Annotated in this window: 10 protein-coding genes; 8 read left to right on the plus strand and 2 right to left on the minus strand. The window is 34.3% G+C overall.

All coding sequences use genetic code 11. The features are described from left to right. Nucleotides 1–28: 28 nt before the first annotated feature. From GCQ56_RS06020 to GCQ56_RS06055, 8 genes are all read left to right on the plus strand, one after another. Entirely contained in the window at nucleotides 29–4,801 is a 4,773-nt protein-coding gene (locus GCQ56_RS06020) for a gliding motility-associated C-terminal domain-containing protein (protein ID WP_152733514.1), read from the plus strand. Nucleotide 4,802: 1 nt separating this feature from the next. Then, entirely contained in the window at nucleotides 4,803–5,822 is a 1,020-nt protein-coding gene (locus GCQ56_RS06025; RefSeq protein WP_152733515.1) for a type IX secretion system membrane protein PorP/SprF, read from the plus strand. Nucleotides 5,823–5,971: 149 nt separating this feature from the next. After that, nucleotides 5,972–6,511, plus strand: coding sequence for a CsgE family curli-type amyloid fiber assembly protein (locus GCQ56_RS06030; RefSeq protein ID WP_152733516.1), 540 nt, complete (start codon nucleotides 5,972–5,974; stop codon nucleotides 6,509–6,511). Between the two features lie 41 nt (nucleotides 6,512–6,552). Continuing rightward, nucleotides 6,553–6,951: a curli production assembly/transport component CsgF gene (locus GCQ56_RS06035; protein ID WP_152733517.1), complete on the plus strand. Its 399-nt coding sequence runs from the start codon at nucleotides 6,553–6,555 to the stop codon at nucleotides 6,949–6,951. A 31-nt stretch (nucleotides 6,952–6,982) separates the two neighbouring features. Further along, nucleotides 6,983–8,437 (plus strand): CsgG/HfaB family protein, encoded by a 1,455-nt coding sequence (locus GCQ56_RS06040; RefSeq protein ID WP_152733518.1) that lies wholly within the window; start codon nucleotides 6,983–6,985, stop codon nucleotides 8,435–8,437. Between the two features lie 365 nt (nucleotides 8,438–8,802). Then, on the plus strand, nucleotides 8,803–10,443 hold the full coding sequence (locus tag GCQ56_RS06045; protein ID WP_152733519.1) for a hypothetical protein: 1,641 nt from the start codon (nucleotides 8,803–8,805) through the stop codon (nucleotides 10,441–10,443). Nucleotides 10,444–10,790: 347 nt separating this feature from the next. Beyond that, nucleotides 10,791–12,629, plus strand: coding sequence for a hypothetical protein (locus tag GCQ56_RS06050; RefSeq protein ID WP_152733520.1), 1,839 nt, complete (start codon nucleotides 10,791–10,793; stop codon nucleotides 12,627–12,629). A 991-nt stretch (nucleotides 12,630–13,620) separates the two neighbouring features. Beyond that, nucleotides 13,621–15,144 carry a carboxypeptidase regulatory-like domain-containing protein gene (locus GCQ56_RS06055; protein ID WP_152733521.1) on the plus strand — a complete coding sequence of 508 codons (1,524 nt, stop codon included), beginning with the start codon at nucleotides 13,621–13,623 and terminating at the stop codon, nucleotides 15,142–15,144. 108 nt (nucleotides 15,145–15,252) lie between these two features. Here GCQ56_RS06055 and rplS read toward each other — a convergent pair whose 3' ends face one another. Together rplS and GCQ56_RS06065 are read right to left on the minus strand one after the other, a co-directional pair. Then, nucleotides 15,253–15,600 carry a 50S ribosomal protein L19 gene (rplS, locus tag GCQ56_RS06060; protein WP_152733522.1) on the minus strand — a complete coding sequence of 116 codons (348 nt, stop codon included), beginning with the start codon at nucleotides 15,598–15,600 and terminating at the stop codon, nucleotides 15,253–15,255. Nucleotides 15,601–15,841: 241 nt separating this feature from the next. Then, nucleotides 15,842–17,554, minus strand: a complete 1,713-nt coding sequence (locus tag GCQ56_RS06065; protein ID WP_152733523.1) for a dipeptidase — start codon at nucleotides 17,552–17,554, stop codon at nucleotides 15,842–15,844. Nucleotides 17,555–17,652 lie beyond the last annotated feature (98 nt).

A 17,652-nucleotide genomic window follows, 5' to 3' on the forward strand; every position in this document is an offset into this window, starting at 1 on the left:
TTCTCATTAAAATCAAGTCCTACTGTAAATGAAATTAAGAATATACATACTATTTGTAATTTTAATGTTTGTACCAAAATTTATTTTGGCACAAGGACAAGCTGGCGTTTGGTATTTTGGTGAAAATGCGGGATTAGATTTTAATGTTGATCCAGCAGCACCACTTACAGATGGCAGTTTAGATACAGAGGAAGGATGTTCTACCGTTTGTAATGCACAAGGCGATTTATTATTCTATACCGATGGAATAACGGTATACAATAAGAATCATGCAACAATGGCGAATGGGGATAATTTAGATGGAAATGTATCTGCAACTCAATCATCAATAATTGTACAGCAACCTGGTAGTAGTGTATTGTATTATATTTTTACCGTAGATGCCCATCAGAATGCCTTAAGAAATGGACTTCGATATTCAATTGTAGATATGTCTATGAATGGAGGTTTGGGAGCTGTTACTACAAAAAACACAGTACTATATGGTAATGAGGTTTGTGAGAAAGTGACTGCGGTTAAGCATGCAAATGGTACCGATTTTTGGATTTTAATGCACCGCTGGGACAGTAGAAACTTTCATGCATATTTACTAAGTGCTACAGGTGTTGGAGCAGCGGTTACAAGCACTGTAGGAGTTAGGCACAATAGCGATAGACGTTCTGCTATAGGTTATATGAAAACATCACCAAATGGCAATAAGTTGGCAGTAGCTATATTTACTCAAAATCGTGTAGAATTGTTTGATTTTGATTCTTCAACAGGAACTGTTTCTAATCCAATTCAATTAAACAATTACACTTCGCCCTATGGTGTTGAATTTTCACCGTCAGGTGAATTGTTATATGTAAGTTTGTATACTCCAGGTGAATTATATCAATTTGATATATCATCGAATAATGAAGCTACTATTAATGCGTCTGCTCAATTGCTTGGTAGTGGATCATGGTTTTATGGAGCTCTACAACTGGCACCGGATAATCGCATTTATTTGGCAAAAACAAATACATCCGGTACAACGGGTAGTTTGAATTTAGATGTAATTAATAATCCGGATGTAGGTGGTGCAGGAGCTAATTTTGCGGCTGATTCGAAAAATTTATCAGGTAGACGTTGTTGGCTAGGCTTACCAAATTTTGTAACTAGTATTTTTAGTTTGGAATTCGCCTATCAATTCGATTGTGAGGGAGACAATACTGAGTTTACAATAACTTCTGATTTAACCAATATTGCTAGTGCAACCTGGGATTTTGGTGATGGATCATCTCAGGTAACTAATACGAGTCCTTTTACGGTTAATCATGTTTTCCCTTCAGCAGGTTCATACAATGTGAACCTGGAAGTTAGTTTAATATCCGGTGGAACCGATAATATTACACAAACTGTTAATATACGCTCTCTGCCAACGGCAAACGATCAAAATCCAACAGTTTGGGAAGATACCCCAGGAAGTGGAGTTGCTAGTGGAGTTGATTTAACTTCGCTTGAAGGAGCTATTAATGGTGGTGCTGGTATAACTTATACATGGTTTTCGGATGCCGGCTTATCTGTTCCTGTGTCTGATCCAAGCAATGTGTCTTTAACAAATGGGCAACAATTTTGGGTTGAGATTAACGATGGTGTGTGTACGAATGTTGCTGTAGTTACTTACACTGTAAATTCTCAGCCTCAGGCAGTAGATCAGAACATTGTAATTTGTGAAGATAATTACAATACAGGAATAGCCTCAAATATTGATTTAACTCTACTTGAACCTGCTATTACGAATAATAATGGTTTCCCGGTAAACTGGTTTCATGATGTTGCACTTACGCAACCTGTAAATAACCCAAATAACAGAACTGTAACTAACGGAGAAATTTTTTATGCAGAAGTTGTAACTGGAACTGGATCAAGTGTGGCTATAGTGAGTTATACCGTAGAAACTTTACCTGAAGGAAATGATATTTCAATTCAGTTATGGGAAGATAGTTTTGGTAGTGGTACCGCATCAGGTGTAGATTTAACATCCTATGACAATATGGTTGGAGGTGGTAATCCTATTGTTTGGTATGAAGATCCAACTTTTACAACTTTGGTTACCAACCCAACTAATTTAACGGTTAACGATCAGGATATTTTTTATGCTTTTATTGATAATGGAACTTGTATAAATCGTGGTAGTGTTCAGTTTGTTGTTCGGTCGTCTCCAATTGCAAATGATTTAAATATTGATGTATGTGAAGATACACCAGGAAGTGGAACAGCTTCAGGAATTGATCTTACTTTACTGGAAGGAGCAATTAACGGAGGAACAAGTAGTACGGTAAGTTGGTTTAATGATGCCGCTCGAACTAATTCTGTTGCTGATCCAACAAATGTTACGGTAACTAACGGTCAACAACTTCATGTTTTGGTTGAAAGTGGTGGAGAATCCAATACCGCAATTGTAACTTATGCTGTACTGGCATTGCCAGTTGCAAACGATCAAACAATTACTGAGTTTGAAGATGTAGCTGGATCAATGATTGCTTTGGCTGTGGATTTAACTTTTTACAACAATGTAATTGTCGGAGGACAAACGGTTACGATTGATTGGTATTTAGATGCAGGACTGACAAATTTAGTTCCAATTCCCACATCTCATGATGTTACTGATGGTGATATTTTTTATGTATTGGTATCAAATGGAACCTGCAGTAACGTGGCTACCATTCAATTTTCTGTTGTGAATACTCCAGTAGCTCGTGATGTTTTCCCTGAAGTTTGTGAAGATGTTGCAGGCAGTGGAGTTGCATTGGTAGATCTAACGCAACTCGAAAATCAAATAAATGAAGGGAATGGGGATGCTGTTTCCTGGTTTTTAGATTGGGCAACAGAGCCTAATGGTTTACCAACTAACCCAATTGCTGATCCTATAAATGTTAGCACTACAGATGGAAATCGATACTTTGCAGCAGTAAATGATGGAACTAATACCAACGTTGCAGTTGTGACTTATATTGTAAGATCTCTTCCTGTAGCGCAAGACATAATTCAAGATGTTTGGGAAGATAGTTTTGGTACTGGATTAACTACTGGTATAAATTTGACCAATTATAATTCTTTAATATCAAATACATCAGGTGTCAGTATAACATGGTATAACGATGTGGCTTTAACCAATTTGGTTTTAACTCCTAATAATGTTAACGCTGTAAATAATGATGTTTTTTATGCTGATGTTCGAGATACTTTTTGTCAGGATGCTGGAAGTATCACTTTTAATGTCCGTCAACTTCCCGAGGCTAATGATCTACAAATTCAGCTTTGCGAGGATGTTCAGGGTAGTAGTTCGGTAAGTGGATATGATTTAAGTCAATTGGAACCATCAGTAAACAATGATCCCGGTACGGTTAAGGAGTGGTTTTTTGATGCCGCACTTAGTTTGCCAGTAACTACACTTACTAATATTGCTATAAGTAATGGTGATAGTTTTTTTGTAAGGGTTAGTTTTGGGGTGGAGAGTAATGTAGGGCAGATCGATTTTACGATAAGCTCACTTCCAATTACACAAAATAATTCTGTCGTTTTGTGTGAAGATGCATTCAATTCAGGAGTAGTGAGTGGGGAAGACTTAAGTGTTTATGAAACAAATATTACAACATCTGTTGGTGCTAGTTTAATTTGGTATTCTGATGCAGCTTATACCAATCCGTTAATTAACACTCAAAATATTCAGGTTCGTAATGGTGATATTTTTTATGCCAGAGTCTGGGATGGAACATGTGAGAATTTTGCTGAATTGGATTATTCCATAACTGCATTACCTGAAACAAGTACGGTTACTGAAAATGTTTGCGAGGAAAGCTTTGGGTCGTCTACTTTAAGCAATATCAATTTAGTTGATTATGAGAGTCAAATTAGTAATGATCCTAATGCTACAATCCAATGGTTCGAGGATGATCAGCTAACAATATCAGTTATGGCTCCAAATTCGGTAACGGTTAGTAATCAAAACTCTTACTATGCAATGGTGACCAATAGTCTTTCGTGTGAAAATACGGCGAGATTAAATTTCTATGTAAATCCTCTACCTGTTGCAAATGATATACTCATCGAACTTTGCGAAGATGAGCCTGGGGCAGGACAGGTTAACGAATATGACTTGACGAATTCCAATGGGGCAATATCTGATCCAAGTTCTATTGTTTCTTGGTTTGAGGATGTTTCATTGCAACAAGCTGTATTTAATCCACAATCACACACCATTACGAATAATTTAATTCTTTATACGGAAGTGACAAATGGAACTTGTTCAAATCAATCCGAAGTAAATTTTATAGTTTATGATGTGCCTCAATTTGATTTAGGTAGAGATACAACAATATTTTATACGGAAAGTAAAATCTTATCTCCTTCAATTGATCTTAGATTTTTGCCAGGCACTTATTTATGGCAGGATGGAGCTACTTCTTCAACTTATGTGGTCACTGATGAGGGGAAGTATACTCTGGGATATACAGATTTTAATGGTTGCGTGGGGTCAGATTCAATAATGGTATATGTTGATAGATATAGAATTTTTGTACCTAATGCTTTTACTCCAAATGGAGATGGATTGAATGATACTTTTGGACCTGTAATTACTGGTGATATTGCCGGTGAAAACATTGAAATGTATATCTACAATCGTTGGGGAGAGCAAATATATGAATTTACTGATCTTGGCGAAGGATGGGATGGCACCTATAAAGGGAAATTGGCTAATACAGGGGTTTATGTTTGGACACTAATTGTTAACGGAAAAGCTAAACAAGATGGTTCTGTTTCTTTAATTCGATGAAATGATAAAATGGAGACTCATTCATATAATTGTTTTAATGATGTTTGCAGGTATAGTGCAAGCACAGGATATTGAATTTTCACAGTTTTACGCGAACCGATTGTATTTGAACCCTGCACTCGCGGGTTCTGAATTTGCTTCGGTAGCCACATTATCTTACCGCAACCAATGGCCTCAAAATGACAGACCTTTTATTACTTACACTGCATCGTACGACCAGTATGTAGATGTTATTCGTGGAGGTTTGGGCTTGCTAATTGTTCAGGATAATCAAGGAAAAGGTGCAATAAAGACTACAATGGCTTCTGGTATTTACTCTTATTCTTTAAATATTAATAGAAATTTATCGGTAAATACTGGATTTAAAGTAAGCTATGTTCAAAGAAAACTAGATTGGGAATCTCTTGTTTTTTCGGATATGATTGATCCTTTGTATGGAGTTATTTATCCCGGTAGAGAGATTCAGCCAGATAATTTATCTCAATCTTATTTAGATTTTTCAGTTGGTCTTATAGCTAACTACAAGAATTATTATCTTGGGGTTGTAGCTGATCATATGTCGGAGCCCGATGAGGCCTTCGATTCAGAGAATAATACATCTAAATTACCCAGGAAGTATACAATTCATTCCGGAGCGTCTATACCTATTGGGTATTCGAGAGGATTGATGAATAGTGATATGACCATATCTCCCAATATTCTGTATCAAAGACAACAGGATTTTGAGCAAATTAATTATGGATTGTATTTGGCGCGAAATAATTGGGTAGTAGGAGGTTGGTTCAGGCATAATCTTTCTTTTGATTTTGATGCTGTAGTTATTTTGCTGGGATATCAATCGGAGAGATTAAGAATAGGATATTCATATGATTATGTGATTTCAAAACTTGTGAAAACCAATTCTGGGGCACATGAAATATCACTCACATTTGTGCTGGGTAAATCAAAAACTTCCTGTTCTGGTTCGCATTACTTCAGAAAGAAAAGAAGGATAAGAGCTATTAGATGTCCTAAGTTTTAATGGATAAAAAAAGTACAATCATCAAAGAATTAGATTTGTCTGTTTAACTTTATTTAACAGGTTAATAAAAGTTAAGATATCTTAAGAGTAGTGTATTGTGGTGTAAAAGTTTATGAATTTATAAATAGAAAGTATATATTTATATAGTATTGATTGCTGATTTTATTGTGTTTGTGATGGAGAGAAAATATTTTTTAGTCGGAGGAATTACACTTCTTATGTTTTTAATGAGTTTTGTGTCTGTAAAAGCGCAAAATTCAAAGAATGTTAATGATTCATTACGAACTTTAAATATTCTTAAAAAAACTTTAAATGAAACTGTGAATAACGTTAATAAAGCAGGCGACGAAAATTTAAATATTGAAATTGATGGAATGGTTATGGATGAAACTTTAACCAAGGTGGGACGTGATTTTTATGACATGTTCTATTCATCATGGGTTGCTCCAAAGAATGCAAAAAATTATACAATTAAAATAAAGGAAATGGTATTGCCTGGATTAGCAAATCAGGTTACAATTTTTGTGGATGATAATGAGGTTTTTAAACAGAAAATTCAACCACGTTATGATATCCTTGAGCAAATGTCAAAATATGCGAATCAAATGACTTTAAGATATTTAAACAATTATGAAAAAATGAAATCCCAGCTTGATGGAGATGATCAATCGGGAACAGGTATATTTTAATCTTTAAAATTACAGGAATGAATTTTTATAAAATAATATTAATGATATGTCTTTTTGCACTGCTAAAGCCTTTTAGTGTATGTGCTCAAGACTTTGTATATACTCCTATTAATTCTAATTTTGGAGGTAACATATACAATTACAATTGGTTGATCAATTCAGCGAATCAACAAAATAAAATTGAAGATCCAACAGCCGAAGATGGGTATCAAACAGATCCGTTAGATGATTTTCAAGACAATCTTAACAGGCAAATTTTAAATCAACTATCAAGTCAGTTGGTAAATCAAATTTTCGGAGAAGGAGGCGATTTAGAAACTGGAACTTATAATTTGGGTAGTTATCAGGTAGATATTTATGAAGATGCTAGTGGTGTAACTGTCAATATTCAAGATATCACAAATGGCAATTATACAAATGTCGTCATCCCAAGCTATTAATTACTCATATCACTAATTTAAGCCTCTCTACATGAATAAAATTTTACCACTATACCTCTTACTACTTATATTAATCAGTGGTTGTGTTCCTTATTTTAATCAGCCTATAACAGAACAAAGAGCTGAAATTGGTGCTGAAACCCCTGCTAGAAAAAATTTGGTTGGATTACCAGAGCCTCGGGAAAAAATTGTTGCGGCTGTTTATAAGTTTCGTGATCAAACGGGTCAATATAAACCTTCAGAAACTGGTGCTAACTGGTCAACTGCAGTTACTCAGGGAACTACGTCTATTTTATTAAAGGCTATAGAAGAATCAGGTTGGTTCATACCAATTGAACGTGAAGGGTTGTCTAATCTTTTAAATGAGCGTAAAATTATTAGATCGAGCCGTGCAAATTATGCTGGTCAGGATAGTAAACAACAATTACTTCCACCGCTGTTATTTGCGGGAATTGTTCTGGAAGGTGGAGTTATTAGCTACGATGCTAATGTAATTACTGGTGGTGCTGGTTTAATGTATTTTTCGGCTGGTGGATCGGGTCAGTATAGACAAGACAGAGTTACTGTTTATTTAAGAGCCATTTCAACTAGTAATGGGCGTATTTTAAAAACGGTCTATACTTCTAAAATGATTCTTTCTCAAAAATTGGATGCAAGTATTTTTAGATACGTGAAATTTAAGAGATTATTAGAGGCTGAAACTGGTTTTACCTATAATGAACCTTCCGAAATGGCTGTTAAGGAGGCTATAGAAAAGGCAGTAGAGTCTTTAATTATTGAAGGTGTTATCGAAGGTCTCTGGGATCTTAAGAATCCAGAAGATGTTAATACGGATGTTATAACGAATTACGTTGAAGAAAAAGAAGACAATCAGGAATCCGATTTCTTCGATCAGTTAATTACTAAACGCCGTCGTAAATTTGGTTTAGGTTTTAATACCGGAGCTTGGCTTTATATGGGAGATTACAGTCATACTGAGATGGAAGTAATGGGAGGAGCATCCTTATTATACGATTCGCAATCGTTTATGCAATATTCTCTTAATTTGAGTAGAGGAGATTTGGCAACTACACAACACTTTCAACGTACATATAATTCCTTGGATTTTACAGCAAAATATAGATTGTTACCTTATAAAGATTGGACTCCGTATCTCGAAGGAGGAGTTGGTCTATTCTCACAGCATGATAAATCATCCTATACTATTGATCTTTCTAATAAGATACATACACAAGCATTGTATGGTGCAGGAGTTGAATTTTTATTGAACGATCGTTTTGGTTTGAATTTCTCAATTCTCAATCATTATATTTTTAGTGATGAAATTGATGGATTGAAACAAGGAAACTTTAACGATTACTTTTGGGAAGGGAAAATTGGAATAAATTTCTATTTCGATAAACTATGGGATAGAAGTAAGAAAAAGAAAAACAGGAAAGAAAAGATAAGGAAAAAATCAAAGAAAGATTCTACGTCTACTAAATAAAATATTAACAAGATATGAACAGGTCGAATGCGAATTCGACCTGTTTTTTTATACCTGTAATTTATAGAGGATTTTGAGTGGTAAGAGTAGCAAATAAGCAGTTTCAAGCCTTTTGTTTAATTATAATTAAATATTAGTCAGTCATTTATAAGCTTTGCTTATTTTGATCAAGAACTTTAATTTATTCATCAGTTAAAATTAAAGTTTAATGTAATCTAACCTTTTATTTCGGAATGATCTCTTTAAATTAGGTATTGAATTCAAAACATAAATCATCAAATCGTAATTGCACAGTACACTAAATTAGTAAAAACAAATTGTCAGGGCAACCTGATTTATTCACTTTAAACCAAAAAATTCAAACCATGAAAAAGATTTTATTTGTCTTTTTGACAGTTTTACTTACAGGAGCGGTTTCTTTCGCTCAAGTTAACCAATCAAGTGTGAATCAAATGGGAGTTGATAACTCTTCTTTAGTAACGCAAGTTGGTGTATTTAATATTAACGACATTTACCAGGATGGTTATATGAACGAAGCTGAAGTTGACCAGCTTGGTTTCTTTAATGTATCCTTATTAGAACAAATTGGGGAAGGAAATGGATATTTTGCTACTCAGGTAATGTCGAATTTCTCTACAGCTCTTCAATTAGGTTGGAATAATCTAGCGGTAGTTGATCAGTTAGGAATGAACTCTTCTTATATTACTCAATTTTTTGGGGAAGATAATGAGGCATATGTGACTCAAAGAGGTTTCTTTAATACATCTGATATTGACCAGTGGTTTAGTTATGCTGAAATTGCGGATGTATTCCAATATGGAATGTTTAATATGGCAAAAATCACTCAGTTTGGTGGTATGTACGATGAGGCAGTAGTTAGCCAGTATGGTATTGGTAATTACGCTAATATTCTTCAAGAAGGTACTTTTGCTAATTATGCACTTGTAGATCAAATGGGTGAATCAAATTATGCATTTGTTGATCAATGGCTAGGAGCTTTTAATTCTGTAGAGATTGATCAGTACGGATATATGAATGGTGCTTATGCAGATCAGTGGGGTGGAGAATCAAATCTAGCTCTTATTAGCCAAAAAGGAATGTATAATTTCGCTTCTACTTTCCAATTAGGTGGATGGTTGAATGGTATTTCAGTTAATCAAATGGGTAAAGGTAACGAAGCTTATGCTACTCAATATTTTGGTGATTTGAATACAACTATGATTGCACAAAGAGGAAAGCGTAATTTAGCTGTTACTACTCAAGAAGGTGGTTTTGGTAACCTTATTGATGTGAAACAAAGAGGTAAAGAGAATATTGCTTCTGTTTATCAACTTGAAGGTGCATTAAATTGGGCTTTTGTGAATCAAAGAGGAAAATATAACTATGCTGAGATTGATCAAATTGGTGGATTCTGGAATACAGCAGACGTATACCAAAGAGGTAAAGGTAACGATGCTTGGGTAACTCAATTAGGTGGTGATTTTAACACTGCAGAAGTTGAGCAGTATGGTAAGAAGAATGATGCAACAATAACTCAAGTTGATGGTGCATTTACTAACGCTTATATTGGTCAGGACGGTAAATTTAATGATGCTGAAATTTATCAAGAAGATAACTTTGGATCTTATGCAGGTATTGCACAAATTGGTGAAGGTAATGACGCCTATATTGAGCAATTTGATAATGCATTCACATTTGCTGGTATTATTCAAATTGGTGATGATAATGCAGCTGCAATTGGACAATATGATTCAGATGATAGTTATGCTTTAATTCAGCAATCAGGTAACAATAATGTTGCTTGGTCAGTTCAGGCTGATGGTGAAAACAATGTTGCATTAACTACTCAATTAGGAGCATACAACTACTCAGCTACTTTACAAGTTGGAAGTAACAATTACGTTGATGTTTATCAGAACGGATTTGGACATGGTTCAACAGTTACTCAGTTTGGTAACGGGAACTCTGCTGTTGTAAGTCAATATAATGCAGGAATGACTCCATAATTTATGAATTGATTTGATTGATTTATAATATTAATTACCGCCAAATTGCTGGAATACCGCAATTTGGCGGTTCTTTTACATAGGTGAATTAAATACAATCAAATCATTTGTTTAAGTTTCCTTATTCTTTTTTAGATTCTATAAGAATTAGCTTCAAAAGAATATAGGTTAATCAATGCTTATTCAGGGTTCATGTAAAAATACGTGAATTTGGAAAGGTTTTTTCTTAATTTAGATAAAAGGATTTAATACAGGCTTTAGGTCGATATTAAATTTTCTCAGAGCTCTTTTACACTTTAATTAAGATTTTATTTCAATTCACTTTAAAACCTTAAAAAAAATCAACCATGAAAAAATTATTATTTCTAATAGTTGCCGTAGTATTTGCAGCATCATCTGCATTTGCTCAGGTAAACTATTCAACAGTAGACCAATTGGGTTGGGCAAATAATGCTAACGTAACCCAAGTGGGATGGTTCAACATGAGTGATGTTGACCAAATAGGATTAGCAAATGGAGCAACCGTTGATCAATTGGGATTTGCTAATATTTCGTATGTCGATCAATTATTTGTTGGTAATAATGCCAACGTTACTCAAGCTGGAATTTTGAATGTATCTTATGTAGATCAGGTAGGATTCTTTAATTCAGCTGTTGTTGATCAGATGGGATTGCATAACATTTCCAGAGTATTACAACTTGGACTTGGGAATAGTGCAATGGTTGATCAGGATGGTTTATTTAATATGTCTCATGTGAATCAATTTTTAGCTGGTAATTCAGCTACAGTTTCTCAATGGGGAGTATTAAATGTATCATATGTTGATCAATTGGGATTTTTTAATTCTGCTTTTGTAAGCCAAGCAGGACTTCATAATATTGCACGTACTCTACAAATGGGTGCATGGAATATGGCTGCTACGGCTCAGTTGGGTTTCTTTAACATGTCCTCTATTACTCAGTATGATTTCTTAAATTATGCAACGGTAATGCAAATGGGATTAGCTAACTATTCAACTGTATTACAAGCGAACCATAACAATATTGCTATGGTAAATCAAATGGGACGTTACAATTCAAGTGATGTACTTCAGTTAGGAGCTTTAAGTTCTGCATCAGTATACCAAATGGGAAGATGGAACTCAGCTACAATTACTCAGATTTTACCTATTTTCACATCTGCTGACATCATACAACATGGTCGTGCAAATCGTGCAAGTATTTACCAAAGAAGAGGTGCAAATAATTCTGCATTTATCAATCAATGGGGATTAAGAAATAATGCGAGAGCTACTCAATTGGGTGGTCAATTTAACAATGCAACTATTTCTCAATTGTATGCATTCAATAGAGCTAATACAATGCAGATTGGTGGATTTAGTAATGTTGCGAACATTCACCAAAATGGTATTTGGAATATGGCATCAACTTTCCAAAGAGGTGGCGTAGATAATGAAGCGTTTATCATGCAAAATGGTCGTGCGAATCGTGCACGTACAGTACAAATTGGTGGAGACCACAATGTATCCAGAACAAATCAAATAGGTACTCGTAATTATGCTTTTGTTGAGCAAATTTTTGAATCAGGTGGTGATGTTGAAGTATTCCAAAAAGGTGATTTGCACTTTGCTGATGTAACTCAGAAGTTTGGTACAAAAGATAAAGCTACAGTTAAACAATTTGGAGATCGTCAAACTGCATATATTTCGCAATTGTACGGAACTAAGAATAAAGCAAAGATCACTCAAAAAGATCATGGAAATACTGCTATTATCGACCAGTTAGGTGGTAAGAAAAATAAAGCTGATATTTTCCAAAAAGGGGAACACAATTTCTCATTTGTAGGTCAGTTTGGTGGCAAGAAATCAGAAGCATTTGTTGAGCAAAGAGGTGATGACAATAGAGGTTGGGTATTCCAATTTGATCAAGAAGAAAGTTTGGCTGATATCATGCAGAATGGTGATGACAACGTTGCAGTAATTGCACAAATGGATGGTGCAAGAAATGTAGCTACAATTATTCAAACAGGTGATGACAATACAGGTTTAACTTATCAGTTTGGTGATGATAATTCATCATTACTACACCAAATTGGTAACGATCACTTTGGTCAAGTTATTCAAAATGGTGCAAGTAACTTCGCTGTAACACAGCAAGGAAATGCAGGTGTTGTATTTGGACCATGATTTTAAGAAATTATCAGAAAATTAATTCCCGCATTATGCGGGAATTTTTTACTGATTCAGTCATCACAAAATCACTCTTGTCTTCTATTTGAGAATACATTTGTTTTGTTCTGTTCTTTTGTTTTTCTAGTAAAGTTATTAGGCAAAATTATAATATAGAAGACCAACTTCTTAGACATTTGAATTAGTTCGATCAATTTGCCATAAAAGTGTTGGATTTATTATTTGATACTATATTTTCAAAATGAGATTTATCCTTTTGGAAAACGGCAATTATCCAACAGGTTGGTGTTGAGAACATTTTTAAAGGTGATGCGGGTGTTTGTAATTATTTGTTTGGCGTAATATCCAAAAATGATTCACATTCTGATTATCTGTTAAGTGCAACCAACATTTCCTCTAGCGTTCGCTATTATGGCGATAACAATTCATTGCAACAAGAAGTTATTGGGAATAATAAGAGCTTTGAAATTATACACGTTGGAAACGATAACGAACGATATCAAATTGATACTGGATTTTTTGCCTTAAGATATTAATTATCTCAAGTTGAAAATGGTATAAATATTATAATAAAAAGTGGTTTGTGAATACAGAACAGGTTTAAATTGTTAGGGATGTCTGAAAGGACATCCCTTTTTATTTTAATATATTTTATAGAAATTAAAATAAATTTTAAACTATTTATAATATTTTAACGAATTATATGTTGATTTTAAGTTAACTATTAGATACATTTAATATGTGTTAATTAGAACACTAAGAACAAATAGAATTTATTTAATGGTTTTTATAAGATATTAGAAGAAAACTAATTTTAGCAACTAAATCCCTAAGGAAATTATAAGCTAATAAATATATGGAGTTTTGTTACTGCATTTAATTTATTAACAAATGAGTTTATCACTATATGAAGTTAATTGCTCAATATTTGGTTGTTTTCCATGGAGATAATCAGTAAATTAAGAAAAATTAAAATAGCTACTGGAATATGAAGAAATTCTACACACTCTTTAGGCTTATGCTGGTTTGTGCATTGCCAATTTTTTTATCCTCTTGCAATGAGAGTACCGTCGACCCCGAATTATTTGGCTCAATTAGTGGTACAGTTAAAACATCAGTTGGTGGTTTGCCGCTTGAGGGTGTTACAATTACAACAAGCCCTGGTACAGAATCGAAGACAACAGATGTTGATGGGAATTTTGATATAGGTGATGTTCCCGTTGGAGATTATTCCGTCACAGCTAAAAAAGAAGATTATTCATCGGAAAATATCAATATCAGTGTTCGTGAAAATAAGGAAGTAGTTATGGATATTGTGATGCAGGTTGCGCCACCAGATTCAGAAGCTCCAGATGAACCTATTTATTCTTCTCCTGAAGATAAAAAGGAGGATGAACAAACCACAGTGAAATTGGTCTGGAATAATGGAGAAACTGAAGTTGGAGATACCTTAAGATTTGATGTGATCTTATTTGAAGGATCTGATGATTTTGTAGGAACGAAAGTCGCTTCTAATATTTTAGATACAACATTCACTGTAACTAATTTGAAATTCGAAACCTCTTATGAATGGAGAATTGTAGCTCGAAATAAGAGTTTAGATGAAACAGAGGGTAGATTATGGAAATTTAAGACAGAAGATTTTCCCTTAAATGGTTATTTATTTGTAAAAGATAGCTTGGATAGTCGTGATATTTATTCATGGGATTTACAGGAAAATCATTTGATTCGTTTAACCAATCAGGGTGGAAGTGAGGTGCAACCTAGAATATCTCCAAATGAGAAAAGTATTGCTTATTCTTCTAACGAATCAGGAGTATATCAGATATATACAATGGATACGAAAGGAGAGAATGTAACACAGGTCACGAGTCAGCCCATCGCAGGATATCATAACGATGGTATTGGTTATACTTGGTCTCCAGATGGAGATCAATTACTTTATGGACATTATGGAGATTTATATTCCATAAACTATAATGGAACTGGAGAATCAAAAATTGCTGACGCTCCTGTTGGGCGTCATTTTAAGCAATGTGATTGGAGTGACCATTTTAATTATTCCACACAAGAAAAAATTGCTGTTTTAACTCAAGGTGAGATGCCATATGATAATGAAATTTATTTAATGGATCCTGATGGCTCTAATATGTTCTTATTGGTTGATAATTTAGAGGGAACTTTATCAAGTCCACATTTTTCGCCCGATGGTAGTAAGATAATTTTTTCACTTGACAGTTTGTACGAAGATGATAACGGGAGACAGTTGGATGCAAAAATTTATAGTATTAATGTGGACGGAACCAACTTAACTAATCTGACCGGAACGAATAAAACTGCTGGAACGAATGATTTGCAGGCAAGATATTCAGAAACTGGAGGCAAAATTATTTTTATGAATGTTGCTAATGATGGAGAAGGAGTAAAATCGGTATGGGCTATGGATACCGATGGAAGTAATAGAGAGAAATTAATACATAATGGAGAAATGCCAGATTGGTATAATCCTTAAGTTGTAAATACCATTAAAGAAGCAAGCATCTGTTTTGAACAGGTGCTTTTTTGTTGATATAAAAAAAGCTCTCCATAATTGGAGAGCTTTGATATTTTTTTGTAAGACTTAGAATCTTCTTTCTTTGATTCTGGCTTTCTTACCAGTAAGCTCGCGAAGGTAGTAGATTCTAGCTCTTCTAACACGACCTCTTTTGTTTACTTCAATTTTTTCAATGAATGGAGAGCTGATTGGAATGATTCTTTCTACACCAACGTTACCAGACATTTTTCTGATGGTAAAAGTTTTAGTTGTACCTGATCCTTTAACTTGAATCACAACACCTCTAAATACCTGAGTTCTTTCTTTGTTTCCCTCTTTAATTTTGTAAGAAACACTAATAGTATCACCTGAGATAAATTCAGGAATTTCGATACCTGTAGCAAAAGCCTCTTCTGCAATTTTAATTAAATCCATTGTTCTAATGTATTAAGGTTCACGGACGCAATGTAAACATATTTAACTATTTCCATGTCAGAGATTACGCACGAATTCGCCGCAAAATTAATAAAAATATTTAACTTGAAAATCTTTTAAGTGACTTTTTTCTGATTCATTGTAATGTTAGCTCTTTTAGCTACCAATGTAATTCACAATGAGGAATTTTAAAGCGAAAAAAAAGGAGCTTTGAAGCCCCTTTTTTAGAATTGATATTTTTCTAGTGAGCAGCGCCACTAACTTTTAGTTTATCACCGGTACTCTTAACAATAGTCTCGTAGAACTTTTTGCTATAACCAGGTTGTTTCATTTTAGGATTTTGTTGGTTGCCATCTTTTTCTTTGATATTACCATCCATGAACTTTGCAAAAAGATATCCATAGAAATCTCGCCACTCATTGGTTAGATTATCACCTTGATTACAAGAGAAATCAGTTAAGAATTCAATCGCAGCAGCTTCATCATTCTTAAACATTCCCTCAGCAGCTAAATCAATAATTTTAGTGAATGATAGATATTTAGTTTCTAATGCCTTTTGCTTTTTAGCAATTTCAGGATGAATTGCATTATATCTTGTGTAAGCAAAGTTTGTAACTTGGTTAAATACCCAGAAAGCTGATTTGTTAGTGAAATCCATCATTTTACCATTACCAACAGCAAATGATTTAGGAACTCTAGTGCTACCACAATACATTGGGAAATATACTGATGAAGAAGCATCATCTACACCAAACCAATTGATACCACCAACAGCATCAGGTAACCAGCTTCTTGATTGCGCAACGAATGAAAAACCTGTTTGCTGTGTAGCAGTAGCTCTTTCATTACAATATGTTACACCATCAACTTTCCATGTTAAAGGTCTCCAACGATAAGGGTTGCCATAAGGTCCTGCGCCCATATCTTCAGCCATATCAAGTTCTGTTCCTTCAAGGTGATTTCTCATGTGATCCATTAATTCAAGAACATCCACTTTATTATCAGGCTTAATCCATAAAGGCATTCTGTTAGTTGCATAACCAATTTTATCGTGCTTAACATTTCCTTTACAGTAATCGAAGTATTTATCCATTCCTTCTTTTACATCGTTAAAGAAAGACCATACTCTAATTTCACAGAATCTAGCACCACCAAAATCAACTGGTGCATAAGTATCAGAGAAACTGAAATCTTTATTCTTACCTTCTTTAGGGTAGAAACCTTTTTCTTTTGCGAAAGAGATTACATCCTTAGCATAAACGTTAGTTACCTCAGGATTGTAAATTTTATCCATCTTATCTGAAGAAATTGAATTCTTACCTTCAAGAGGGAAGGTAGTAATTCTAGCTTGATTAGCGTGACCACTAACGTATCCGTCAGGAATCATTCTTGCTACCCAAACAGCACCTTTTTCACCGTTTCCTTTACCGATCATTTCTAGAATCCAAATTTCATTCTTATCAGAGATTGAAAAAGATTCTCCAGAACTATAATAACCGTGAGTTTCTACCAATTCTGTCATTACTTTAATTGCTTCACGAGCATTTTTTGCTCTTTGAAGAGTTAAGTATATAAGACTACCATAATCGATAATACCACCTTCTTGTGATCCAAGTTCTTTTCTTCCACCATAGGTAGTTTCGCCAATAGCCAATTGAAACTCGTTCATGTTTCCAACTACTGAATAGGTGTGAGCTACCTGAGGAATTTTACCTAAATACTTACCAGTATCCCATTCATACACATCAATCATTGTGCCTTCTGACCAATCTGCAGCAGGACGGAAGTACAATTCTCCGTACAATACGTGAGAGTCGGCAGCATAAGTAATCATGTTAGAACCATCTGTACTGGCACCTCTAGTAACAAGGTAATTTGTACAAGCTTGTGAAGTTGTTGTCGAAAAGACGATAATTGCCATTAGTAAGGAGGCAATTGCATAAATCTTCTTCATGTTTAAATATTTTAGTGAAATCTAATTGAATTTTATTAATCCGATTCTGACAAAAATAGGAAAAAAAAGCAGATATAAATGTGACAAAAGTCGTTTAA

This window comes from Marinifilum sp. N1E240, assembly GCF_009295825.1.
Lineage (GTDB): Bacteria > Bacteroidota > Bacteroidia > Bacteroidales > Marinifilaceae > Marinifilum_A > Marinifilum_A sediminis.